The 23,935-nt window shown below is 70.0% G+C and carries 22 protein-coding genes and 1 tRNA gene; 20 read left to right on the top strand and 3 right to left on the bottom strand.

Annotation, left to right across the window (positions count from 1 at the left end; translation table 11 throughout):
- Together ACIO6U_RS29160 and ACIO6U_RS29155 are read left to right on the top strand one after the other, a co-directional pair.
- A complete protein-coding gene (locus ACIO6U_RS29160; protein WP_401723585.1) occupies positions 1-186 on the top strand; it encodes a helix-turn-helix transcriptional regulator in 186 nt (61 codons plus the stop codon).
- Between the two features lie 80 nt (positions 187-266).
- Entirely contained in the window at positions 267-1,691 is a 1,425-nt protein-coding gene (locus ACIO6U_RS29155) for a tyrosine-type recombinase/integrase (protein WP_401723582.1), read from the top strand.
- A gap of 18 nt (positions 1,692-1,709) precedes the next feature.
- Here ACIO6U_RS29155 and ACIO6U_RS29150 read toward each other — a convergent pair whose 3' ends face one another.
- The 3 genes from ACIO6U_RS29150 to ACIO6U_RS29140 form a co-directional block, all read right to left on the bottom strand.
- The gene (locus ACIO6U_RS29150; RefSeq protein WP_401723580.1) at positions 1,710-2,447 is read right to left on the bottom strand and encodes a hypothetical protein; all 738 of its coding nucleotides are present in this window, start codon (positions 2,445-2,447) and stop codon (positions 1,710-1,712) included.
- Positions 2,437-2,622: a hypothetical protein gene (locus ACIO6U_RS29145; RefSeq protein ID WP_401723577.1), complete on the bottom strand. Its 186-nt coding sequence runs from the start codon at positions 2,620-2,622 to the stop codon at positions 2,437-2,439. The genes ACIO6U_RS29150 and ACIO6U_RS29145 overlap by 11 nt, the downstream gene beginning before the upstream one ends.
- 353 nt (positions 2,623-2,975) lie before the next feature.
- Positions 2,976-3,047 (bottom strand) — tRNA-Arg (locus tag ACIO6U_RS29140).
- Positions 3,048-3,237: 190 nt separating this feature from the next.
- Between ACIO6U_RS29140 and ACIO6U_RS29135 the strand changes: the two genes are divergently transcribed.
- The 18 genes from ACIO6U_RS29135 to atpE all read left to right on the top strand — a co-directional run bounded on the left by ACIO6U_RS29135 (position 3,238) and on the right by atpE (position 23,921).
- Positions 3,238-3,630 carry a response regulator gene (locus ACIO6U_RS29135; RefSeq protein ID WP_391122650.1) on the top strand — a complete coding sequence of 131 codons (393 nt, stop codon included), beginning with the start codon at positions 3,238-3,240 and terminating at the stop codon, positions 3,628-3,630.
- 287 nt (positions 3,631-3,917) lie between these two features.
- Complete coding sequence (gene nrtL / locus ACIO6U_RS29130) at positions 3,918-4,904, top strand: ArgS-related anticodon-binding protein NrtL (protein ID WP_401723574.1); 987 nt, start codon at positions 3,918-3,920, stop codon at positions 4,902-4,904.
- A 100-nt stretch (positions 4,905-5,004) separates the two neighbouring features.
- On the top strand, positions 5,005-6,396 hold the full coding sequence (gene lysA, locus ACIO6U_RS29125) for a diaminopimelate decarboxylase (protein ID WP_401723571.1): 1,392 nt from the start codon (positions 5,005-5,007) through the stop codon (positions 6,394-6,396).
- 335 nt (positions 6,397-6,731) lie between these two features.
- Complete coding sequence (locus ACIO6U_RS29120) at positions 6,732-8,024, top strand: homoserine dehydrogenase (RefSeq protein WP_355344218.1); 1,293 nt, start codon at positions 6,732-6,734, stop codon at positions 8,022-8,024.
- A gap of 50 nt (positions 8,025-8,074) precedes the next feature.
- A complete protein-coding gene (thrC, locus tag ACIO6U_RS29115) occupies positions 8,075-9,139 on the top strand; it encodes a threonine synthase (protein ID WP_391044820.1) in 1,065 nt (354 codons plus the stop codon).
- Between the two features lie 530 nt (positions 9,140-9,669).
- Positions 9,670-10,593 carry a homoserine kinase gene (gene thrB, locus ACIO6U_RS29110; RefSeq protein WP_355344212.1) on the top strand — a complete coding sequence of 308 codons (924 nt, stop codon included), beginning with the start codon at positions 9,670-9,672 and terminating at the stop codon, positions 10,591-10,593.
- A 341-nt stretch (positions 10,594-10,934) separates the two neighbouring features.
- Entirely contained in the window at positions 10,935-13,001 is a 2,067-nt protein-coding gene (gene rho, locus ACIO6U_RS29105) for a transcription termination factor Rho (protein WP_355344209.1), read from the top strand.
- Positions 13,002-13,311: 310 nt separating this feature from the next.
- On the top strand, positions 13,312-15,081 hold the full coding sequence (locus tag ACIO6U_RS29100; protein WP_391161545.1) for a trypsin-like serine protease: 1,770 nt from the start codon (positions 13,312-13,314) through the stop codon (positions 15,079-15,081).
- Between the two features lie 230 nt (positions 15,082-15,311).
- Positions 15,312-16,484 carry an LCP family protein gene (locus ACIO6U_RS29095; protein ID WP_401723566.1) on the top strand — a complete coding sequence of 391 codons (1,173 nt, stop codon included), beginning with the start codon at positions 15,312-15,314 and terminating at the stop codon, positions 16,482-16,484.
- A gap of 214 nt (positions 16,485-16,698) precedes the next feature.
- Entirely contained in the window at positions 16,699-16,923 is a 225-nt protein-coding gene (gene rpmE, locus ACIO6U_RS29090; RefSeq protein ID WP_188281959.1) for a 50S ribosomal protein L31, read from the top strand.
- A gap of 112 nt (positions 16,924-17,035) precedes the next feature.
- Positions 17,036-18,115 carry a peptide chain release factor 1 gene (gene prfA, locus ACIO6U_RS29085; protein WP_355344200.1) on the top strand — a complete coding sequence of 360 codons (1,080 nt, stop codon included), beginning with the start codon at positions 17,036-17,038 and terminating at the stop codon, positions 18,113-18,115.
- 14 nt (positions 18,116-18,129) lie between these two features.
- On the top strand, positions 18,130-18,975 hold the full coding sequence (gene prmC / locus ACIO6U_RS29080) for a peptide chain release factor N(5)-glutamine methyltransferase (protein ID WP_188281957.1): 846 nt from the start codon (positions 18,130-18,132) through the stop codon (positions 18,973-18,975).
- 31 nt (positions 18,976-19,006) lie between these two features.
- Complete coding sequence (locus ACIO6U_RS29075; protein WP_188281956.1) at positions 19,007-19,654, top strand: L-threonylcarbamoyladenylate synthase; 648 nt, start codon at positions 19,007-19,009, stop codon at positions 19,652-19,654.
- The gene (locus tag ACIO6U_RS29070; RefSeq protein WP_188281955.1) at positions 19,651-20,313 is read left to right on the top strand and encodes a protein-tyrosine-phosphatase; all 663 of its coding nucleotides are present in this window, start codon (positions 19,651-19,653) and stop codon (positions 20,311-20,313) included. Before ACIO6U_RS29075 ends, ACIO6U_RS29070 begins: the two co-directional genes overlap by 4 nt.
- Positions 20,314-20,504: 191 nt before the next feature.
- Positions 20,505-21,809, top strand: a complete 1,305-nt coding sequence (locus ACIO6U_RS29065) for an MraY family glycosyltransferase (RefSeq protein WP_391161540.1) — start codon at positions 20,505-20,507, stop codon at positions 21,807-21,809.
- A 331-nt stretch (positions 21,810-22,140) separates the two neighbouring features.
- Positions 22,141-22,554 (top strand): hypothetical protein, encoded by a 414-nt coding sequence (locus ACIO6U_RS29060; RefSeq protein ID WP_188281953.1) that lies wholly within the window; start codon positions 22,141-22,143, stop codon positions 22,552-22,554.
- 216 nt (positions 22,555-22,770) lie between these two features.
- A complete protein-coding gene (atpB, locus tag ACIO6U_RS29055) occupies positions 22,771-23,595 on the top strand; it encodes a F0F1 ATP synthase subunit A (protein WP_391044822.1) in 825 nt (274 codons plus the stop codon).
- A 74-nt stretch (positions 23,596-23,669) separates the two neighbouring features.
- Positions 23,670-23,921, top strand: a complete 252-nt coding sequence (gene atpE, locus ACIO6U_RS29050; RefSeq protein ID WP_188281952.1) for an ATP synthase F0 subunit C — start codon at positions 23,670-23,672, stop codon at positions 23,919-23,921.
- Positions 23,922-23,935 lie beyond the last annotated feature (14 nt).

Below are 23,935 nucleotides of genomic sequence, written 5' to 3'. Positions count from 1 at the left end.
GTGGCACAGGACGAAAAACTCACCATCGCCCAAATCATCGAAGACCTCGGGGTTCCTCCGTCGACCTTCCACCGGTGGAGGGCGACCGGTAAGGGGCCGCGCGCCATCAAGCTCCCGAACGGCGCCGTACGCGTCCGCCGCTCCGAGTACGAGCGCTGGATTGCCGCACTGGAGGAAGCTGCGTGAGCACGCCTGAAGAGATCCCGAGCCGACGACCGCGGGGGTCGGCCCGGGAGGGGTACTCCCTCGATGTCCGGCTATGGAAGGTGACCAAGACCGGCCGCAAAGCTCGCCCGTACCGTCTGCGGTGGGTCGTTGCCAGCCGAGTGGCCGGTGACACCTTCGCCACATCCGCGCTCGCCGAAAGCCGTCGTAACGAGCTGTGGCACGCGATGCGGCGCGGCGAGGCATTCCACATCGAATCCGGCCTGCCGGAATCGGAGGTGCGAGCTGCCGAAGCGGCAGCGGCGGAAGACGCCGAGCCGGATCCGGTTCTGTGGTTCGAGTTCTGCCGCGAATACGCAGAGGCTCGCTGGCGTACGAGCGCAGCGAAGACTCGGGAGAGCCTCGCTGACAGCCTCGCCGCCGTATCGCTCGCCATGGTGCGGCAAGGCGAGGGAATGCCGTCGGACAAAGAACTACGTCTCGCGGTCCGATGGGCCATGGTGCCCGCCCACCGCGATGAGAGACCGCCGGCCGAACTGAAGCCCGCTTACGAGTGGTTGAGCACGTCAAGCCGTCCGGTAGTGGACCTTGGCGACCCGAAGGTCTTCCGAGAGGTCATGTACCGGCTCGGCTACCGCCTCGACGGCAAAGCGGCTGCGGGGGACACTATGCGCCGTAGAAGGCGTGCGCTGAACACCGCACTGGAGTACGCGATAGACGCCGGAATCCTCACCGAGAATCCACTTCAGCGCACCAAGGGGAAGCGGCTCGGCTCCAACGATGCCGTAGACCGGCGAGTGCTGGTGAACGCGGTACAGGGACGGCAGTTGCTCGCCGCGGTGTCCTACGTCGGATCGTGGCACCGGAATCGCGGCCGGCGGCTGGTGGCCTTCTACGCAGTCCTGCTGTACGCCGCTCTCCGGCCCGCCGAAGCGGCCGGCCTACGGCTGTCCGACTGCTATCTCCCCGAGGCGCCCGCGTACGTCGTGAGCCTCGTCAAGGGCTTCCGGCAGCCGGAACCGAAGTGGGGCACACTGACGCTCCGGGAGACCCGGCCGGTCTCGGGAAAACAGTGGACCGACTCCGGCGAGCGTCACGACCGGCGTGGCCTCAAAGCCCGTGAGGCAGCCACAGACAGGCCGGTGCCGATCCCTCCCGTGCTGGTGGCCATTCTCCGAGCCCATCTTGCCGAGTTCGGCACGGCCAAAGACGGCCGGGTGTTCGGCAACGAGCGCGGTGACGTGGTGGGCAGCTCAACCTACTGGCGCGTGTGGGAAGACGCGCGCCCGTACGCACTTCCGCCCGATCGAGTGGACTCGCCGTTGGCCGGCCGACCGTACGACCTGCGGCACGCGTGCATTACGCGGTGGCTCAACGCAGGCGTGCCGATCGCCGAAGTCGCCCGGCGGGTGGGGAACTCGCCGGAGGTCATCCATCGTCGGTATCACGGTTGCATCGACGGTCACGAAGAGGTCGCCAACGCCAAGATCGCGAAGGCTCTTGAAGAAGAAGGGGAAATCATGTGAGTCCGGTTACGCTAAGGGTCATGGCCAGTAGAGGCGGGAATCATCTCGCTGGGAAGACATACCCTCCGGGGGCTCAACGGTGTAGCCCATATCCCGCAGAGTCTCGGCCGCCGACTCGTGAGCGTCGCGAACAGCGGACTTGAGTTGCAGGATCCGCCACGTCCGCAAATGACCCTGGAGAACGGCCTCCCACCCGTCCGTGACATCAATCGCAAATTCGCGAACTAGGAGTAGCAACACATCTTCTAGTGCTGGCCTCAATCTGTGTCCACCCACCGGCAGATGCATCTCAGACAGGCGAGGTAGCTTGCCCTTCCGCATCATCGCTGCCGGTCGGCCCTTCTTCTTCTCCGCTAGGCGAAGCAGGTAGGCCATTTCGTCCCGATGGGCGTGTACCTGCAAGTGAGCGCCAGGTGGATTCTGCGAATGGCGGAGGTACTCATAGCGAAGCAGTGGGTCTTGTACACCTTCGAAAAATACGTGGACATCAGCTCGATCAGCCGCGAGATATTTGCTTTGCCCGTCCCAGCAGCAAAAGTGTTGCACATGGAGACTGAGCCACTTCTCACCATCGATCTTGATCGGGATGCGCATGCTTCGGTTGTCCGCAGCCAGCGGAGCGACCCTGATGCGGTTGCCGACGTTGAGGGCGGAAAAACGCGGGGAGTCCTGGCCTAGGACTCCCCGCGTTAGGTGTGTCAGCGTGTCGGCGAACTCTGCCGCCTTCTCATCCAGCGTAGCGTCTTCAGCACTCACCGTTGAGAAGGTAGTCGATGCCCTCGATGGTGTGCCACACGTCGAGTTCGTTGCTGCTCAGGCTGTAGCTCTCTGCGCGCTGGCGTAGCTCCTCGAAGGTCATGTGCACCTCTGCGAGCAGTTGTTCCCGTTGAGTTTCGAGTTCCGCGGCTGTCGTGCGGATCATGGTTGTCATTGGGTGCTCCCTCGTGGTGGTCAGAGGAAGAGTGAAGCAGCTACCTCTGACATCGACGCTAAGGGCTATGTACCCGCTACGCCAAGCGGGCATCGTCCGACCCCGCATCAGTCCAGGTGGGCGAGTCGCATAGGAGGGCTGCTAGGGGGCCAACGGCCACGTCTGCCTGGGCGATGCCCCCGGGCCGATAAAACAAGGCCGAGGCAAGGTTCTAACTTCGTTCACTGTGTCGGAGGTGTGTCGCGAACAGTGGGTGACAACGAGAACGGGCGGGAGTCAGTGAGACTGACTCCCGCCCGCTCTACATGGCATCCGCCCTGGTCAGCGAGCTGATTTCGCTGGCAGAAGGCGAGTGCCCCCGGCAGGATTCGAACCTGCGCACACGGCTCCGGAGGCCGTTGCTCTATCCCCTGAGCTACGGGGGCGACGGGAAGAACATTAGCAGGTTGGGGGAGGTGGGCTGGACAGGGTTTGGGTGGGGGAGGGGAGGTGGGGGGGTGCTGGGGGGAGGGGGGTTCACCCGTGGCGGGGAAGAAATGGGCAAAACGCGGACGCATCGAGAGGGGCACGCCTACTCTTCGAGGTGTGGCGGGTGCGTCCGGCCGGGTGCTTGTTGTGGATGACAACAAGGTGATCCGGCAACTGATCAGGGTCAACCTGGAGCTGGAGGGCTTCGAGGTCGTGACCGCGGCTGATGGTGCCGAGTGCCTGGAGATCGTGCACAGTGTGCGGCCGGATGTGGTGACGCTGGATGTGGTCATGCCGCGGCTGGACGGGGTACGGACGGCGGCGCGGCTGCGGGCGGACCCGGATCCGGAGACGCGGCGCGTGGGCATCGTCATGGTGAGCGCCGGGTCCCTGCCGGAGGGGACGGGCGGGGTGGACGCCTATGTCGCGAAGCCCTTCGAGCCCGCCGACCTCGTGGAGACCGTACGTGGGCTGGTCCGGCGCGGCCCCGTGCCGCCCGAGCCCCGCGGGCAGACGGCTTCCGCACCCGGTTCCGCGTAAGCCCGGCGCCTGGGCAGGGCCGGGGGACCGTACCCGAGCCCGTTCGGCAGGGGCCCGTTCCGTAGGGCGAGAGTGCCGCGCCCGCCCCGCCCCCGTAACGCCGCTGCGGGCGGTGGCGCCTGCCCCCGCGGAGAGCTAGCGCCGCACCCCGCACCGGCCCGTGCGGCCCCCGCCCCGCCCCCCCCGCGTCGAAAGACCCCCCGCCCCCCCCCGCAAAGCCGCGGCCGCGACCCCCCTGGGAAAACCCGGTCGCCCCCGGGCCCACCCCCTCGCCTAGGCTTTGCCGCGTGACCCCCGCTGAGCTGTCCCGCACCGTGCTGAGTACGGTGCGCCGTGCCGTCGCGGCGGGGGAGCTGGGGGTGGAGGTGCCGGAGCGGGTCGTGGTGCAGAGGCCCCCACGGCCGGGATGCGGGGACTACGCGACGAACGTGGCGTTGCAGCTCGCGGGCGCCGCGGGGCGCCCGCCGCGACAGGTCGCGGAGATCCTCAGCAGGCGGCTCAGCGCCGAGCCCGGCATCGCGCTGGTCGAGATCGCGGGCCCCGGCTTCCTCAACATCACCCTCAACGCGTGGGCGTACGCGGACGTCGTCCGGCAGGTGCGCGCCCAGGGCCCGGAGTACGGGACCGGGGACGGCCTGGCCGGTGAGGCCGGCGGCGTGGCCGCGGACGAAGGGGCCGTACGGGCCCAGGCCGTCGCCGAGGCCGTGAACCGGCTGCTGCGCGCCGCGGGCGCCGCACCCGCAGCCGCCGAGGAACGCGTGACGGCGGCCGAACCCCAGGACGACCCCGTCGCCCGCCTCGGCCCCGACGCCGCCCGCTGGTCGCTGCTCCGGCCGCCCGCCGAGGACCCGCCCCGTACGGACGACACGTTCCTCGCGCAGCGCGAGAGCAACCCGCTCTTCCGTATCCGCTACGCCCACGCCCGCACCCGCGCGCTGCTCCGTAACGCCCATGACCTGGGCGTGGAGATCGAGAGCACGGTGGACGACCCGTACCACCACCCCGCGGAGACCGAACTGCTCGGCCTGATCGCCGACTTCCCCCGCGTCATCGAGACCGCCGCACGGCGCCGCGCGCCCGACCGGCTCGCCCGCCATCTGGAACGGCTGTCCGACGCCTTCCTCCGCTTCCACGACGAGTGCCCCGCGCTGCCGAAGGGCGACGAGAAACCCTCGGCCGTCCACGCCGCCCGGATCCGGCTCGCCGACGCCACCGGCATCGTGCTCGCCAACGGCCTCCACCTCCTCGGCATCAGCGCTCCCGACCGCGTCTGACGGCCGGAAGCCCGGCGAACGACAGCGGGCCGACGACGAGGCCGGTCCACAACCCAGCACCCCATAAAACAACCCCCGATCTGCGAAGAAAGACGACACCGTGAGCCGTTCCGCACACCCCGCCGGGCCCCGCCACGCCGATGTGCTGCCCGAGGGCCACTACGCCGCCCCGCCCGCCGACCTCAACACCCTCGACACCCGCGTCTGGTCCCGCACCGTCACCCGTAACGCCGACGGCGCCGCCGAAGTCGGCGGCCTGGACGTGCGCGCGCTCGCCGAGGAATACGGCACGCCCGCGTACATCCTCGACGAGGCGGACTTCAGGGCCCGCTGCCGCGCGTGGCGGGCGGCCTTCGGGCACGACGCGGACGTCTTCTACGCGGGCAAGGCGTTCCTGTCCCGCGCGGTCGTGAAGTGGCTGCACGAGGAGGGGCTGAATCTGGACGTCTGCTCCGGTACGGAGCTGGCGGTGGCGCTGGAGGCGGGGATGCCCGCCGAGCGGATCGCGCTGCACGGCAACAACAAGTCCACCGCGGAGATCGAGCGCGCGGTGGAGACCGGCGTCGGCCGGATCGTGCTGGACTCGTTCCAGGAGATCGTCAGGGTCGCCGCGGAGGCGGACCGGCAGGGCAAGCGGCAGCGCGTGCAGATCCGGGTGACGGTCGGCGTCGAGGCGCACACCCACGAGTTCATCGCGACCGCGCACGAGGACCAGAAGTTCGGTCTCGCGCTGGCGGGCGGGCAGGCCGCGGAGGCGGTCCGCCGGGTGCTGAAGCTGGAGAGCCTCGAACTGGTCGGCATCCACAGCCACATCGGCTCGCAGATCTTCGACATGGCCGGCTTCGAGGTGGCCGCCCGCCGTGTCGTGTCGCTGCTGGCGGAGGTACGCGACGAGCACGGCGTCGAGCTGCCCGAGATCGACCTCGGCGGCGGCCTCGGCATCGCGTACACCACCGACGACGACCCGCGCGAGCCGCAGGAGATCGCCAAGGCGCTCGGCGAGATCGTCACCCGCGAGTGCGAGGCGGCCCGGCTCGCGGTGCCCCGGCTCTCGGTCGAGCCGGGCCGCGCGATCGTCGGACCGACCGCCTTCACGCTGTACGAGGTCGGCACGATCAAGCCGCTGGACGGCCTGCGCACGTACGTCAGCGTCGACGGCGGCATGTCCGACAACATCCGCACCGCGCTCTACGACGCCGAGTACAGCGTCTCGCTGGTGTCCCGTACGAGTGACGCCGAGCCGATGCTCAGCCGGGTCGTCGGCAAGCACTGCGAGAGCGGCGACATCGTCGTCAAGGACGCCTTCCTCCCCGCCGACCTCGCGCCCGGCGACCTGCTCGCCGTACCGGCCACCGGCGCGTACTGCCGGGCCATGGCCAGCAACTACAACCACGCGCTGCGGCCCCCGGTGGTCGCGGTCACCGACGGCCGGGCGCGGGTGATCGTCCGCCGCGAGACGGAGGACGACCTGCTGCGGCTGGACGTCGGCTGACCCCGAAGGTGCCGAAAAGGCCGCGGAAAAGCCGCAGAAGAGCCGCCGAAATGCCGCCAGACGCCGCCGGGACGACGGCAGCGCGAAGCGCCCGCGATGGTGAAGAATTCACCGTCCCCGCAAGCACGTTGAGGCGATTCGGCAGTACGAGGGCCCGCTGACGCGTAATCTCACGGGCCGAACGCGCTCGGTGACGTGAAATATCGCCGGGTGAACGGCCGGTCTCACTCACCGGACAGGGCGTGGCATCTCCCGTCCGGTGAGTGAGACTGGTTCCCATCCACGAGCTGTACGGACCCCGGGTCCGCACGGAGCTGTACGAGAGACGAGGTCGGATGATGCGTACGCGTCCGCTGAAGGTGGCGCTGCTGGGCTGTGGAGTGGTCGGCTCAGAGGTCACGCGCATCCTCACGACGCAGGGCGCCGACCTCGCCGCGCGGATCGGTGCCCCCATCGAACTGGCCGGGATCGCGGTACGCCGCCCCAACCGGGTCCGCGAGGGCGTCCCCGCCGAACTCCTCACCACGGACGCGACCGCCCTGGTCAAACGGGGCGACATCGACGTGGTCGTCGAGGTCATCGGCGGCATCGAGCCGGTCCGCACGCTGATCACCACCGCCTTCGAGCACGGCGCGTCCGTGGTCTCCGCGAACAAGGCGCTGCTCGCCGCCGACGGCGCGAAGCTGCACGCCAAGGCCGCCGAGCACGGTGTCGACCTGTACTACGAGGCCGCCGTCGCCGGGGCGATCCCGCTGATCAGGCCGCTGCGCGAGTCGCTCGCGGGTGACAAGGTCAACAGGGTGCTGGGCATCGTCAACGGCACGACGAACTTCATCCTCGACAAGATGGACTCCACCGGCGCCGGGTACAGCGAGGCGCTGGACGAGGCGACCGCGCTCGGATACGCCGAGGCCGACCCGACCGCCGACGTCGAGGGCTTCGACGCCGCCGCGAAGGCCGCGATCCTCGCCGGAATCGCCTTCCACACCCGCGTGACCATCGACGACGTGCACCGCGAGGGCCTCACCGAGGTCACCGCCGCCGACATCGCGTCCGCGCGGAAGATGGGCTGCACGGTGAAGATGCTCGCCATCTGCGAGCGCCGCCCCGACGGGCGCTCGGTGACCGCGCGCGTCCACCCCGCGATGATCCCGCTCAGCCACCCGCTGGCCTCGGTGCGCGAGGCGTACAACGCGGTCTTCGTCGAGGCGGAGGCGGCCGGGCGGCTGATGTTCTACGGTCCTGGTGCGGGCGGTGCACCCACCGCCTCCGCCGTCCTCGGCGACCTGGTGGCCGCCTGCCGCAACAAGCTGGCGGAGACCACCGGCGCCGGCGAGTCCGCGTACACGCAACTGCCGGTGAGCCCGATGGGCGATGTGGTCACCCGCTACCACATCAGCCTCGACGTGGCGGACAAACCGGGCGTCCTGGCTCAGGTCGCGACGGTCTTCGCCGAGCACGACGTGTCCATCGACACGGTGCGGCAGCAGGGTAAGGACGGCGAGGCCTCCCTCGTCGTCGTCACTCACCGCGCGCTCGACTCCGCCCTCTCGGCGACGGTCGCCAGCCTGCGGAAACTCGACACCGTACGCGGCGTCGCCAGCATCATGCGTGTGGAAGGGGAGTAGGGCCCGCTATGAACAGCACCATGAACAACGGAACCGTCGACCGGCCCCGAATGTCGGGCACCCACCAGTGGCGCGGCATCATCGAGGAGTACCGGGACCGGCTGCCGGTCGCCCCGGGCGCCCCGGTGGTCACGCTGCTGGAGGGTGGCACCCCGCTGGTCCCCGCCCAGCTCCTGTCCGAGCTGACCGGCTGTGACGTCTTCCTGAAGGTCGAGGGCGCCAACCCCACCGGCTCCTTCAAGGACCGGGGCATGACCATGGCCATCTCCAAGGCCAAGGAAGAGGGCGCGCAGGCCGTCATCTGCGCCTCGACCGGCAACACCTCGGCATCGGCCGCCGCCTACGCGGTGCGCGCGGGCATGGTCTGCGCGGTGCTGGTGCCGCAGGGCAAGATCGCGCTCGGCAAGATGGGCCAGGCGCTGGTGCACGGCAGCCGCATCCTCCAGGTCGACGGCAATTTCGACGACTGCCTCGACCTGGCGCGCGGGCTGAGCGAGAAGTACCCGGTGGCGCTGGTCAATTCGGTCAACCCGGCCCGTATCGAGGGGCAGAAGACCGCCGCCTTCGAGATCGTCGACGCGCTCGGTGTCGCCCCCGACATCCACCTCCTCCCGGTCGGCAACGCGGGCAACATCACCGCGTACTGGAAGGGCTACAGCGAATACGCGGCGGACGGTGTGTCCGCCTCGCGGCCGCGGATGTGGGGCTTCCAGGCGCACGGCGCCGCGCCGATCGTCAACGGCGCGCCGGTACGTCAGCCGCAGACGATCGCCACCGCGATCCGGATCGGCAACCCCGCGTCCTGGCAGCAGGCCGAGCAGGCCCGCGACGAGTCCGGCGGCCTCATCGAGGCCGTGACCGACCGTCAGATCCTGGCCGCCTACCGGCTGCTGGCCGCGAAGGAGGGCGTCTTCGTCGAGCCCGCCTCCGCCGCCTCGGTCGCCGGGCTGCTCAAGGCCCGCGAGGAGGGCAAGGTGGATCCCGGTCAGCGGATCGTCTGCACGGTCACCGGGAACGGGCTCAAGGACCCCGGGTGGGCCGTGGAGGGTGCTCCGCAGCCGGTGATCGTGCCGGTCGATGCCGATGCTGCTGCGCAGCGGCTCGGGCTGGTCTGAGCCGGGCCGTCCCCGGGCGGTGAGCCGATCTTTTCCGGGGCGCCGGTGCGCGGTGTCGCGCTGACGCAGGGCCAGGTTTTCAGGGGCGCTGGGGGTACCTCCCGGCCGAAGGCTGGGGGAGGAACTGCGCGCTCAGCCACCGACGGTGGCGCGGCCTAACAACCGGCCCCAGCGGGGCAGTTGCGGCTGTTTCCGGGCTGACAGCCCGGTGGGGGCTTGTCGCGCAGTTCCCCGCGCCCCTGAAAAGATCGGCTCGCCGTCCTCGGCGGTGCGGCGCCCCGGAAAAGATCGGCTCGCCGTCATGGGGAAGCGTGCCGCAGGCACGGGGCGCACAGGGGAGGGGCGACACGCATCACGCGCTCTTCGTGCGCCCTATGTCGCAGGAGAACCTTCCTTCGATAGGCTTACCTCAGCGGCACCGCAGTGTGCCCGACTCCGGCAGTTGCCAATGGGCAGTGCCTCCCCCGCCCCGCCGCCCGGCGATGACGCCGCGCCCGCAGGGCGAACCGCACGAGGAGATTCGTCGAACGATGGCCGGTCCCGCGTTCCGCGCCGCCGCAGTACGAGTGCGCGTCCCCGCGACCAGCGCCAATCTGGGCCCCGGTTTCGACGCCTTCGGCCTGGCGCTCGGCCTGTACGACGACGTCGTGGTCCGCGTCGCCGACTCCGGCCTGCACGTGGACATCGCGGGCGAGGGCGCCGACACCCTGGCCAGGGACGAGAAGCACCTGGTCGTACGGTCGTTGCGGACCGCCTTCGACCTGCTGGGCGGTCAGCCGCGCGGCCTTGAGGTGGTGTGCGCCAACCGCATTCCGCACGGCCGCGGCCTGGGTTCGTCCTCCGCCGCCATCTGCGCGGGCATCATCGCCGCCCGCGCGGTGACGATAGGCGGCCCCGCCGTACTCGACGACATCGCGCTGCTGGAGCTGGCCACCGAGATCGAGGGCCACCCCGACAACGTCGCCGCCTGCCTGATGGGCGGCTTCACCCTGGCGTGGACCGAGGGCGGCGCGGCCCGCGCGATCCGGCTGGACCCGGCGCGCTCGCTGGTCCCCGTGGTGTTCGTGCCCGCCACCCCCCTGCTCACCGAGACCGCCCGCGGGCTGCTGCCGCGTACCGTCCCGCATGTGGACGCCGCGGCCAACGCGGGCCGGGCCGCGCTGCTGGTGGAGGCGCTCACCCGGCGCCCCGAGCTGCTGCTGCCCGCCACCGAGGACCGCCTGCACCAGGACTACCGCGGGCCCGCCATGCCCGAGAGCCTGGCGCTGGTGAACCGGCTGCGCGCCGACGGCGTACCGGCCGTGATCTCCGGTGCGGGACCCACGGTGCTGGCGCTCACCGAGGAGGGCGCCGCCGACAAGGTCACCCGGCTCGCCGGCGAGGGCTGGGCGGCCAACCGTCTGGCGCTCGACACGGCCGGAGCCAGTGTCCTGCCGCTCGCAGGGGGGCAGTGACACGATTGCCGGTCGTAGAGAGGGGGAATGTTTGTTGGATCCGGTAGTGTTAACCTCAAGCCTGCATTCGACGCCCAATGGGCGCGATGCACTGTGTCCCTTCCGTGGGACCGCTTATCTTCCGGGAGCCTCCCACACCGCATAGGCAGCAGTCCTGCGCAGTGTCGAGCACGCTCCGGAGTCGGCACCAGAACCCTTGTCGTGCCGAGCCCCGAATGTATTTCTGCCGCCGTCAGGCGGACCACCGCCCCGGCTCTGAGCAGCGGAAACGCCCAGATCCGGACAGCACGACCGGTCGCCGAGCCAGACAGGCCGACGTCCGCTCCAGGGAAGGACCCTTCGTGAGCGACACCACCGATCTGATGGGCGTGCGCGCAGAGAACTCTGTCGCCGCGTCCGATGCCGACGCGCCTGCTACCGGTGCTGCCACGGCCAGTGCCTCACGGCGACGCCGGTCCGGGACCGGTCTTGACGGCATGGTCCTGGCCGAGTTGCAGCAGCTCGCCTCCGGTCTCGGGATCAAGGGCACCGCGCGGATGCGCAAGAGCCAGTTGATCGAGACCATCAAGGAGAAGCAGGCGGGCGGCGGCGCCGCGACGGCCCAGGCCGCCGCGCCCGCGGCAGAGGCCCCCGCGGCCGAGAAGCCCAAGCGCCGCGCGACGTCGCGGGCCCGGCTGGCCGAGGCGCCCGCCGAGGCGGACGGTGCGGCCAAGGCCGCCCCCGCCAAGGCCGCCGCCACCGCGCCCGCGGAGCCCCAGCAGATCGAGATTCCCGGCCAGCCCGCCGGTGAGCAGGCCAAGTCGGCCGCGAAGGCCGAGCGCGCCGCCGAGGCCGCCGCCGACACCGCGGAGGGCAAGACCGACAGCCGTACCGAGGCCAAGGACGCCAAGGGCGACGGCAAGCAGCAGCAGAACGGCGGCGGCGCCGCCGGGTCCGGCGACGAGCGCCAGGACCGGCAGCGCGGCCAGCGCGGCGACCGCCGTGAGCGGCAGCGCGACCGCCGCGGGCGCGGCGAGGACGGCGCCGAGGGCGGCAACCGCGACGGCGGCAACCGGCAGAACCGCGACCGCGGCGACCGGGGCAACCAGCAGCAGGGCGGCGGCCAGGGCGGCCAGAACCAGCAGCAGGGCGGCCAGGGCGGCGGCGGCAACGCGCAGGACGACGACGAGTTCGGCGACGGTCGCGGCCGTCGGCGCGGGCGCTACCGCGACCGCCGCGGGCGGGGCAACCGCCGCGACGAGTTCGGCGGCGGCGAGGTCCAGGTCTCCGACGACGACGTGCTGATCCCCGTCGCGGGCATCCTGGACATCCTCGACAACTACGCCTTCATCCGGACCTCCGGCTACCTGCCGGGTCCCAATGACGTGTACGTCTCGCTCGCCCAGGTCCGCAAGAACGGCCTGCGCAAGGGCGACCACGTCACCGGGGCCGTACGGCAGCCCAAGGACGGTGAGCGCCGCGAGAAGTTCAACGCGCTGGTCCGGCTGGACTCCGCGAACGGGATGGGCGCCGACTCCGGCCGCGGCCGTCCGGAGTTCAACAAGCTCACGCCGCTGTACCCGCAGGACCGGCTCCGTCTGGAGACCGACCCGGGCGTGCTGACCACCCGGATCATCGACCTCGTGTCGCCGATCGGCAAGGGCCAGCGCGGTCTGATCGTGGCCCCGCCGAAGACCGGCAAGACCATGATCATGCAGGCCATCGCCAACGCGATCACCACGAACAACCCCGAGTGCCACCTGATGGTCGTCCTGGTCGACGAGCGTCCCGAAGAGGTCACCGACATGCAGCGGTCGGTGAAGGGCGAGGTCATCTCCTCGACCTTCGACCGCCCCGCCGAGGACCACACCACGGTCGCCGAGCTGGCCATCGAGCGGGCCAAGCGGCTCGTGGAGCTGGGTCACGACGTGGTCGTGCTGCTCGACTCCATCACCCGTCTGGGCCGCGCGTACAACCTGGCGGCGCCCGCTTCCGGCCGCATCCTGTCCGGTGGTGTCGACTCGACCGCGCTCTACCCGCCGAAGCGGTTCTTCGGCGCGGCGCGCAACATCGAGGACGGCGGCTCGCTGACCATCCTGGCCACCGCGCTGGTCGAGACCGGCTCGCGGATGGACGAGGTGATCTTCGAGGAGTTCAAGGGCACCGGCAACATGGAGCTCAAGCTCGACCGCAAGCTCGCGGACAAGCGGATCTTCCCCGCGGTGGACGTCGACCCGTCCGGTACCCGTAAGGAAGAGATCCTGCTGGACCGGGACGAGTTGGCGATCGTCTGGAAGCTCCGCCGCGTTCTGCACGCTCTCGACTCCCAGCAGGCGATCGAGCTGCTGCTGGACAAGATGAAGCAGACGAAGTCCAACGCGGAGTTCCTGATGCAGATCGCGAAGACGACGCCGGGCAACAACGACTGACCTTCCGGTCAGGACAGACGAAAAACAGCTCGGCCCGCCGGTTTCCCGGCGGGCCGAGCTGTTTCTTTGCTCAAACATGTGTTCCCGGCTACCGGTGAGGGTGGTCCGGGCCAAGCTGGCAGTCATATGATCTGCCAGTCGCAGGTGGGGGGAACCATCTTCGGACGTCCGACCCGGCCGCAGGGCTGTGCTTCAGCCTGCCCGCGCCCCTTTTCGCCGACGTCCGGTCAGCTACTCGCTCCTGTGCACATCTCCCGTGCGGCCACCGCCCGTTGGCGGCCGTCGCGCATTTCTACGACAGGAGTTCTGAGTGTTCTCTGCCCATGAGGGCCGGGGGCGCTGGCGGCGCAGCCGTACAGCGGTCCTCGCAGCCACGGTCGCCGCGGGCGCCGTGAGTCTGTTCCTGGCGACGCCGGCCCAGGCCGGCGACCCGCAGCCGCCCGTTCTCCACCCGGCCGGGCACCCCAGTGCGCCGTCCCAGGCGGAACTGCGCGCCCGCGTCGCGGGCGCGGTGGCGGCGGACGACGGCCCGTCCCGCACCAAGCTCTCCGCCGGCCCGCACACGGTCGACCCGAAGATCATCGGCGGCACCACCACGACGATCTCCAGCGCGCCGTGGATGGTCCAGCTCTGGTACTTCGACGACAAGGGCACCGACTCGACGAAGGACGACGACAGCTTCTTCTGCGGCGGCACCGTGGTGTCCCCGTCGAAGATCCTGACCGCCGCCCACTGCGTCGCGGGCCTCAACTGGAATCTGCACGGTGTCGTCATCGGCGGCACCGACCAGCTCCCCACCGACAGCGCCGACGGCACCACCACGGATCTGCACGGCGGTACCGCCACCGGCGTGTGGCGGCAGTGGAGCAACCCGACGTACGACAACCCCGAGTACGACAACGACGTGGCCGTACTGACGCTCGACGTCCCCACGACGGCCAAGCCGCTGCCGATCACCACGGCGACCGACAGCGCCTCGTACGTCACCGGCACCCAGGGAACCGTCTACGGCTGGGGGCGCACCAGCTCCGGCAGCCCGGACCCCTCGCAGACGCTGCGGAAGGCGACCCTGCCGGTCGCCGCGAACACCGCGTGCACAACGGTGTACGGGTCGAGATTCGTCGCGGGCCACATGGTCTGCGCGGGAGCGCCCGCTTCCGGCGCGGACGCCGGGACCACCGCGACCTGCAACGGTGACTCGGGCGGTCCGCTCGTGGTCGCCGGGAAGCTGGTCGGCGTCGTCTCGTGGGGCACCAAGGACTGTGTCGCGCAGGGCACGTACAGCGTCTTCAGCCGGGTCAGCGCCTACGTCGGCGCCGTCAACCCCCGGATCGACGACGCGAATCTCAGCCTGGACGACAAGGCCGACCTGGTCGCCGTGACACCGGCCGGATCGGCGTACGAGTACGTGTCGACCGGCGGCGCCTTCGCCCCGAAGGCGTCGATGGGCGACTTCAGCGGACTGAACCTGGTCCGTCAGAGCGACCTGGACCGGAACGACTACCAGGACCTGGTCGTCCGCACCACGGACGGCCGGCTGTTCTGGCTGGACGGATACAGCGGTAACAATGTGCTGATCGGTCCGGGCTGGAACGTCATGAAGTCGATCATCACGCCGGGTGACGTCAACGGCGACGGTCTGCCGGACGTGGTCGCCACCGACACCAGCGGGAACTCGTGGCTCTACCCCGGCAACGGCAAGGGCGCCCTCGGCGCCCGCGCCAAGATCGGCGGCGGCTGGGACATCTTCAACGGCCAGATCTACGGCAAGGGCGATCTGACCGGCGACGGCCGTCCCGACATCATCGCGCGGGACAGCGCGGGCGCCCTGTGGCTCTACAAGGGCACGGGCCTCGCGTCCGGGCCCTGGGCGGCCCGTACGAAGATCGGGACCGGCTGGAACGCGTACAACGCCTTCGCGGCCGTCGGTGACATCACCGGCGACGGCAAGGCCGACCTGATCGCCCGGGACGCCTCGGGCACGCTGTGGCTGTACAAGGGCACGGGCTCCGCGTCCGGCCCCTACGCGGCCAAGGTCAAGATCGGGACCGGCTGGAACGCGTACAACCTGTTCGGCTGAGTTTCACGCAGGGTGATCAAAAGAGCGCCCGCGCACCCCCTGACCTGGGGGTACGCGGGCGCTCGCACGTCTTCTCCCAGTCTCCCCGGATGCCGGGAAGGGGAACCTCGGCGGAGGATGGAGCGTCTGACACTTCGGGACGAATGCCCGCGAAGCCCACGGAGACCGTGACGCCGGCGAAGCCCACGAAGACCGTGCACGCCCACGACGCCCAGGAAACGGAGGGAGCCATGTCCGAGGACCAGCTGCCGACCGGGGCCACTGCCGTCAGCGACGGCAAGGGCAGCAGGCGGCACCAGCGCACCCGGCGCCGCCGGGTGCTGCGCGTGGTCGCCTGGGGCACCGCGGGCCTGGTGCTGCTCGGCGGCGCGGGCGCGGGCTATCTCTACTTCCGGCTCAACGGCAACATCAAGAGCGTCGACATCGACTCCGCGCTCGGCACCGACCGCCCCGCGGCCCTGGACAACGGCGCGATGGACATCCTCGTGCTCGGCTCGGACTCCCGGTCCGGCGCCAACAGCGAGTACGGCCACGCGGGCGGCGGCGCCCGCTCGGACACCGCGATGATCGTGCACCTGAACAAGGGCCACAAGGCCGCCAGCGTGGTCAGCATCCCGCGCGACACCCTCGTCCCCCGGCCCGTGTGCGCCAAGCCCGGCGGGGGCACCGCACCGGCCGTGCCGAGCGTCATGTTCAACAGCGCCTACGAGGTCGGCGGCCCGGCCTGCGCGGTCAAGACCGTCGAGGCCATGACGGGCCTGCGGATGGACCACTACATCGAGGTGGACTTCACCGGCTTCAAGAACCTCATCAACGCGCTGGGCGGCGTCCCGCTCACCACCACCGAGGCCATACACGACACCAAGAGCCACCTGGACCTGGCCGCGGGCACCCACACCCTCAACGGCGAGCAGGCGCTCGGCCTGGTCCGCACCCGGCACGGCGTGGCCGACGGCAGCGACCTGGGCCGGATCCAGCTCCAGCAGGCGTTCATGAAGGCGCTGATGAACCGGGTGAGCGGGCTCGGCCTGCTGACCAGCCCCACCAAGCTGATCGACGTCGCCGACACCGCCACCAGCGCCATCACCACCGACTCCGACCTCGCCTCGGTCGGCTCCCTGATGGGTTTCGCGGAGAGCGTGCGCGGCCTGGACTCCACGAATGTCCACATGGTGACACTGCCGGTCCAGTACGCGGTCAGCGATCCCAACCGGGTGGAGCCGATGCCCGCGCAGGCCGCGATGGTGTGGGCCGCGCTGCGGGCCGACCGGCCGATCCCGGCCGCCGCCACCAAGGGCTCGGCCGCCGACGAGGTCAACGCCAAGAAGGTGGTCGGGGCCGGTGCCACCGCGGACCCGGGCACCTCGCCGAGCCCGGGCCTCAGCCCGAGCACCACGCCCTGACCTGGTCGGACCCGCCCCGGACCCGAGCCGGGCCCGCTCCGGGGCCCGCGCCCCGCACCCGCTCCGACCTGCGCTTTCGGCCTGGGAATTATCCGGGCCCACCCCTCGTTTTGGGAGATACGGCCAGTCCTGGCAGACTGGACCGCTGGCTCCGGTTCACGTGCACGCAAACCCGCGGTACGACCCGGCGCCCTCCCGAACCTAGGAGCATCCCTTGAAGCAAGGCATCCACCCCGAGTACTTCGAGACCCAGGTCACCTGCACCTGTGGCGCCTCGTTCACCACTCACAGCACCGAGAAGAGCGGCCAGATCCGCGCCGACGTGTGCTCCGAGTGCCACCCGTTCTACACGGGCAAGCAGAAGATCCTCGACACCGGCGGCCGTGTGGCCCGCTTCGAGGCCCGCTTCGGCAAGGCCGCCGGGTCCGCCAAGAAGTAGCGACCCGCAAGCGCCGGTTCCCGGTCGCCCAGTCATGGGTGACCGGACCGGCGCTTTGTCGTCCCGGGCCAGCCAGGCCAGGCAGCCACTTCATCCAGCTAGGGAACCGAAGATGTTCGAGGCGGTCGAGGAACTGATCGGCGAGCACGCCGACCTCGAAAAGCAGCTTGCCGACCCCGCGGTCCACGCGGACCAGGCCAACGCCCGCAAGCTGAACAAGCGTTACGCCGAGCTGACCCCCATCATCAGCACGTACCGCTCCTGGCGGCAGCTCGGCGACGACATCGGTACCGCCCGCGAACTCGGCGCCGACGACCCGGACTTCGCCGCCGAGGTGAAGGACCTGGAGAAGCAGCGCGACGAGGTGACCGAGCGGCTGCGGCTGCTGCTGGTGCCCCGCGACCCCAGCGACGACAAGGACGTCATCCTGGAGGTCAAGGCGGGGGAGGGCGGCGAGGAGTCCGCGCTGTTCGCCGGCGACCTGCTGCGGATGTACCTGCGCTACGCCGAGCGCGTCGGCTGGAAGACCGAGATCCTCGACGCCAACGAGTCCGACCTCGGCGGCTACAAGGACGTCCAGGTCGTGGTCAAGGCCAAGAGCAACCACGAGCCCGGCCAGGGCGTCTGGGCCCGTATGAAGTACGAGGGCGGCGTGCACCGCGTCCAGCGGGTGCCCGCCACCGAGTCGCAGGGCCGTATCCACACCTCCGCGGCCGGTGTGCTGGTCACCCCGGAGGCCGAGGAGGTCGAGGTCGAGATCGGCCCCAACGACCTGCGGATCGACGTCTACCGCTCGTCGGGCCCCGGCGGCCAGTCCGTCAACACCACCGACTCCGCGGTCCGCATCACACACCTCCCCAGCGGCCTGGTCGTCTCCTGCCAGAACGAGAAGAGCCAGCTCCAGAACAAGGAGTCGGCGATGCGCATCCTGCGCTCCCGGCTGCTGGCCGCCGCGCAGGAGGAGGCCGAGAAGGAAGCCTCCGACGCCCGCCGCAGCCAGGTCCGTACCGTCGACCGCTCCGAGCGCATCCGTACGTACAACTTCCCCGAGAACCGCATCTCGGACCACCGGGTCGGCTTCAAGGCGTACAACTTGGACCAGGTGCTCGACGGGGACCTGGACGCGATGATCCAGGCCTGCGTGGACGCCGATTCGGCGGCCAAACTGGCCGCCGCTGGCGACGGCAGCTAAGGGGGGAAGGCAGAGTGAACCTGCTGCTCGCCGAGGTGGCGCAGGCCGCCCAGCGACTGGCCGACGCGGGCGTGCCGTCGCCACGCTTCGACGCCGAGGAACTCGCCGCGTACGTCCACGGGGTCAAGCGCGGCGAACTGCACGGCGTCGCCGACACCGAGTTCGACGCCCGGTACTGGGAGGCCGTGGCGCGCCGCGAGGCACGCGAACCGCTCCAGCACATCACCGGCCGGGCCTTCTTCCGCTACCTCGAACTCCAGGTGGGGCCAGGGGTGTTCGTGCCCCGCCCGGAGACCGAGTCGGTGGTCGGCTGGGCGATAGACGCCGTACGCGCCATGGACGTCGCGGAACCGCTGATCGTGGACCTGTGCACCGGCTCCGGCGCCATCGCGCTGGCGCTGGCCCAGGAGGTGCCGCGCTCGCGGGTGCACGCCGTGGAGCTGTCCGAGGACGCCCTGGAGTGGGCCCGCAAGAACGTCGAGGGCAGCAAGGTCGACCTGCGGCAGGGCAACGCGCTGACCGCGTTCCCCGAACTCAACGGCCACGTCGATCTGGTGATCTCCAACCCGCCCTACATCCCGCTCACCGAGTGGGAGTACGTGGCGCCCGAGGCCCGCGACCACGACCCCGAACTCGCCCTGTTCTCCGGCGAGGACGGCCTGGACACCATCCGCGGCATCGAGCGCACCGCGCACCGGCTGCTGCGGCCCGGCGGCGTCGTCGTCATCGAGCACGCCGACTCCCAGGGCGGCCAAGTGCCGTGGATCTTCAAGGAGGACGCGGGCTGGGCGGACGCGGCCGACCACCCCGATCTCAACAACCGCCCCCGTTTCACCACGGCCCGTAAGGCGACACCATGACGGGGACACAGCATCTTCTGGAGGTCAGCTAATGGCACGGCGATACGACTGCTCGGATGCGACCGACCGGGCCACCGGCCTGCGCGAGGCCACCTCGGCCGTCAAGCGCGGTGAACTCGTCGTCCTGCCCACCGACACCGTGTACGGCATCGGCGCGGACGCCTTCGACGCCGAGGCGGTCGGCGACCTGCTGGAGGCCAAGGGCCGCGGGCGCAACATGCCCTCGCCCGTCCTGGTCGGCTCCCCGAACACCCTGCACGGCATCGTCACCGACTTCTCCGAGCAGGCGTGGGAGCTCGTCGACGCCTTCTGGCCCGGCGCGCTCACCCTGGTCACCAAGCACCAGCCGTCGCTCAACTGGGACCTCGGCGACGCCCGCGGCACCGTCGCCGTCCGGATGCCGCTGCACCCGGTCGCGATCGAGCTGCTGACCGCCACCGGGCCGATGGCCGTCTCCAGCGCCAACCTCACGGGACACCCCTCGCCGCAGGACTGCGACGCCGCCCAGGGCATGCTCGGCGACTCCGTGGCGGTCTACCTCGACGGCGGCCCCACCCCGTCCGCCGTCGCCTCCTCGATCGTGGACGTGACGGGGAAGGTCCCGGTACTGCTGCGGGCCGGGGCGATCAGTGCGGAGGAGCTGCGCAAGGTGGTCCCCGACCTGGAGGAGCGCAGTTGACTGCGCCCGACGGGCGTGGCATACCGGGCCTCGCCGCCCGCGCGGGGACCCTCCCCGGACAGGGCGGTGACGCCTTCCGCATCCTCCACGTCTGCACCGGCAACGTCTGCCGCTCGCCGATGGCCGAGCGGCTGACGCGGCATGGGCTGGCGCGCCGCCTCGGCGACGGCGCCACCGGCATCGTCGTGGAGTCCGCGGGCACCTGGGGCCACGAAGGCGCGCCGATGGAGGCGCACGCCGCCGCCGTACTCGCCGAGTACGGCGCCGACCCGACCGGTTTCACCGGCCGGGAGCTGCTCGACGACCACGTGATCGACGCCGACCTCGTCCTGACCGCGACCCGCGACCACCGTTCCCAGGTGATCTCGATGGGACACGCGGCGGGTCTGCGTACCTTCACGCTCAAGGAGTTCACCCGCCTGGTGCGGGCCATAGACCCCACCACGCTGCCCGAGGGCAGTGTCACCGACCGCGCCCGCGCCCTGGTCGGCGCCGCCGCCGCGCTGCGCGGCTGGCTGCTCGCGCCCAGCCCCGACGCCGACGAGGTCCACGACCCGTACGGCGCTCCCATCTCGTACTTCCGCAGCATCGGCGACGAGATCCACACCGCGCTCGACCCCGTCGTCACCGCCCTGACGGGCATCCCCGCGGCCGTCTGAGCCCGCGACGGCACGCCCGGGACAACCCCTTCACATTCCCCGTACAGCCGGTGTGCAACCGTGAGCCCTCCCTGTGAGTCTTGATTGATGTTCGCCGTCTCGGCCCGGCCACCACTAGGGTGTGACGCTGTGAGGATCCCCCGGACGTGTGCGCAGCGCTGCTACGCCCCCGAAGTCGTCGGAGGCTGCTCGTGCGCGAGTATCTGCTGACCCTGTGCGTCGCCGCCGCCGTCACGTATCTGCTGACCGGCCCGGTACGGAAGTTCGCCATCGCGGCGGGCGCCATGCCGCCGATCCGCGCGCGTGACGTGCACCGCGAGCCCACGCCCCGGCTGGGCGGCATCGCGATGTTCGGCGGTCTGTGCGCCGGTCTGCTGGTCGCCGCGCACCTGAGCAACATCGGGGACGTGTTCTCGCAGTCCAACGAGCCGCGCGCGCTGCTGTCCGGCGCCGGGCTGATCTGGCTGCTCGGTGTGCTGGACGACAAGTGGGGCGTCGACGCGCTGGTCAAGCTCGGCGTGCAGATGATCGCCGCGGGTCTGATGGTCTTCCAGGGCCTGACCATTCTGTGGCTGCCGGTGCCCGGTGTCGGCCCGGTCGCGCTCACCCCGATCCAGTCGACGCTGCTGACGGTCGCGCTGGTGGTCATCACCATCAACGCGGTCAACTTCGTGGACGGCCTCGACGGTCTGGCCGCGGGCGTCGTCTGCATCGCCGCCATCGCGTTCTTCATGTACGCGTACCGCATGTGGTACGGCTACGGCGTCGAGGCCGCCGCGCCCGCCACGCTGTTCAGCGCGATCCTGATCGGCATGTGCGTGGGCTTCCTGCCGCACAACATCCACCCGGCGCGGATCTTCATGGGCGACTCGGGGTCGATGCTGATCGGCCTGGTGCTCGCCTCGTCCGCGATCTCCATCACCGGGCAGGTCGACCCGGACGCCATCACCGACTTCACCGGCTCCAGCCGCAGCACCGTGCACTTCATGGTGCCGGTCTACATGCCGCTGCTGCTGCCGCTGACGATGATCGCGATCCCGGCCGCCGACCTGGTGCTGGCCGTGGTCCGCAGGACGTGGAAGGGGCAGTCGCCGTTCGCCGCCGACCGCGGCCACCTGCACCACCGGCTGCTGGAGATCGGGCACTCGCACAGCCGGGCCGTGCTGATCATGTACTTCTGGTCGGCGCTGTTCGCCTTCTCCGCGGTGGCGTTCTCGGTGAACTCCTCCAGCCTCGGCATCGTCATGGTGATCGTCGGCCTGAGCGCGCTGGGTCTGCTGGTCCTGCTGCTGCCGCGGTTCCGGCCGCGCGCGCCGCGCTGGGCCGAGGCGTTCGTACCGCCGCGCTACCGGCGCCGACGCCGCCGGCTGGCCGCCGCCGCTGCCGCGGCCGAGCGGGAGATGCGCTCCGAGGACCGTCCGCCGCTGCACGGATCGACCGCGATCGGCGACCGTTCGCGGCTGCCGGACCGGCGTCCCGTCGAGAGCCGCCGGTAGGTGTCGGGCAGGCTCTGAGCGGCGTCGGCGGCCGGTAGTTGACCGTCATCGATAAAGTCCTTTAAGTCCGGCATATCCGGCAATTTCCCCGAAGTGGGCAAATAGGACGTCAGTTGAACGGCGTGTCGATACCTCTCCCGTGTGACAGTGAGCACATCTCCATGGTAAAGCCCTGGCTAAATACTTTGTGATACCGTTCACGAAACCCGGGAAACAAGCCGAAAGACCGTAGTGAGATGGTCTTCCGGCGTGAGGCACGTCCCCAAACCCGGATTACGCTCGTCTCCGACGACACCCGCTTTCCCCAACTCCCGCCGGAGGAGCTGCCACCATGCAGTCCAACGACGTCCGAACTCTCCTCAACTGCACCGTCCCCACTGCCGCGGCCGGTGTCATCGCCACCGCTGTGAGCGGAGCGGTGGCCGGTGGCAAGGGAGCGATCGGCGCCGCCGCCGGCACGTTGGTCGTGATCGCCTTCATGGCGATCGGGATGGTGGTGCTCCAGCGCACCGCCAAGGCGTACCCGTCGCTGTTCCAGATGATGGGCCTCGTGCTCTACACCGTGCAGATCCTGCTGCTGGCGATCGTGCTCGCGGTGTTCAAGCACACCTCGCTCTTCAACACCCGCGCGTTCGCCTTCTCGCTGCTGGCCGCGGCGCTCGTCTGGATCGCCGCGCAGGCACGCGCGCACATGAAGACCAAGATCCTTTACGTCGAGCCCGAGTCGGCGGGAACACCGTCGTGAGCCGCGGGTTCGGTAGGGCCGGTGTAAAGACCCTGCCGCTCGTTTGCTATCGTCCGGACTCAACTGCGGCGGAGCTGCCGCGAGCGGCGCTCAAGCCTGCCCTGCCGCTCGGTTCAGCGCCGACTCGCCGCGTACACATCCGACCCACCAGTCCAGTGCCGTTCCGTGGCCGTCAGGCCCGCCGACACATCGAGGTTGCCGTACCCATGCGCCACGCTGAAGGAGCTCGCGGTGAGTGCTGACCAGGTTCTCGCCTTCGAGACGAACTGCCACCTCTTCGACGGGTGCGGCTTCCCGGCCCCCGGACTGCACTCGTTCGTCTTCGAGCCGATCTTCTCGATCGGCAGCTTCCACTTCAACAAGCCGATGCTGCTGGCGCTGTTGAGCACGATCGTGGTCGTCGGATTCTTCTGGGCCGCGTTCAACAAGCCCAAGGTGGTCCCGGGCAAGGTCCAGATGGTGGGCGAGGCGGGCTACGACTTCGTCCGCCGCGGCATCGTCTACGAGACGCTCGGCAAGAAGGTCGGCGAGAAGTACGTCCCGCTGATGGTCTCGCTGTTCTTCTTCGTCTGGATCATGAACATCTGGTCGGTCATCCCGGTCGCCCAGTTCCCCGTGACGTCGATCATCGCCTTCCCCGTCGGGCTGGCCGCGATCGTCTACGTCACGTGGATGTACCTGACGTTCAAGAAGCACGGCTTCGTCGGCGGCCTGAAGAACATCACCGGCTACGACAAGACACTCGGCGCCGTGCTGCCGCTCTCCATGACCATCGAGTTCTTCTCGAACGTCCTGGTGCGGCCCTTCACCCACGCGGTCCGGCTCTTCGCCAACATGTTCGCCGGTCACACGCTGCTGCTGCTGTTCACCATCGCGAGCTGGTACATGCTCAACGGCATCGGCATCGCCTACGCGGGCGTCTCGTTCGTGATGACCATCGTGATGACCGCCTTCGAGCTGTTCATCCAGGCCGTTCAGGCGTACGTGTTCGTGCTCCTGGCCTGTAGCTACGTCCAGGGCGCGCTCGCCGAGCACCACTGAGCACCGCCCCCACGACCCGATAGATGTCCGGTGGCCAACCCCCACCGGTCCGAGAAAGATAAGGAAGAACCGGCATGTCCGCTCTCGCGCACGCGACGCTCGCCGCCACCCAGATCAAGGGCAACCTCGGCTCGATCGGTTACGGCCTCGCGGCCATCGGCCCCGGCGTCGGCATCGGCATCATCTTCGGTAACGGCACCCAGGCCCTCGCCCGCCAGCCCGAGGCGGCCGGTCTGATCCGCGCCAACCAGATCCTCGGCTTCGCCTTCTGTGAGGCGCTCGCCCTCATCGGTCTGGTCATGCCGTTCGTCTACCCGGCCACCTGATCCCGGCCGACGAA

The sequence above is a fragment of the Streptomyces sp. NPDC087422 genome (genome assembly GCF_044744145.1).
Lineage (GTDB): Bacteria > Actinomycetota > Actinomycetes > Streptomycetales > Streptomycetaceae > Actinacidiphila.
Note: the sequence above shows the minus strand (reverse complement) of the source record. Positions and strands in the feature narration are given on the sequence as shown.

What these genes read in the sequence shown, in the direction of transcription:
- ACIO6U_RS29145 (WP_401723577.1), bottom strand. Translation starts at nt 2,622, where the DNA reads ATGACAACCATGATCCGCACGACAGCCGCGGAACTCGAAACTCAACGG.
- ACIO6U_RS29120 (WP_355344218.1), top strand. Translation starts at nt 6,732, where the DNA reads ATGATGCGTACGCGTCCGCTGAAGGTGGCGCTGCTGGGCTGTGGAGTG.
- thrC (WP_391044820.1), top strand. Translation starts at nt 8,075, where the DNA reads ATGTCGGGCACCCACCAGTGGCGCGGCATCATCGAGGAGTACCGGGAC.
- thrB (WP_355344212.1), top strand. Translation starts at nt 9,670, where the DNA reads ATGGCCGGTCCCGCGTTCCGCGCCGCCGCAGTACGAGTGCGCGTCCCC.
- ACIO6U_RS29095 (WP_401723566.1), top strand. Translation starts at nt 15,312, where the DNA reads ATGTCCGAGGACCAGCTGCCGACCGGGGCCACTGCCGTCAGCGACGGC.
- prfA (WP_355344200.1), top strand. Translation starts at nt 17,036, where the DNA reads ATGTTCGAGGCGGTCGAGGAACTGATCGGCGAGCACGCCGACCTCGAA.
- ACIO6U_RS29075 (WP_188281956.1), top strand. Translation starts at nt 19,007, where the DNA reads ATGGCACGGCGATACGACTGCTCGGATGCGACCGACCGGGCCACCGGC.
- ACIO6U_RS29060 (WP_188281953.1), top strand. Translation starts at nt 22,141, where the DNA reads ATGCAGTCCAACGACGTCCGAACTCTCCTCAACTGCACCGTCCCCACT.
- atpE (WP_188281952.1), top strand. Translation starts at nt 23,670, where the DNA reads ATGTCCGCTCTCGCGCACGCGACGCTCGCCGCCACCCAGATCAAGGGC.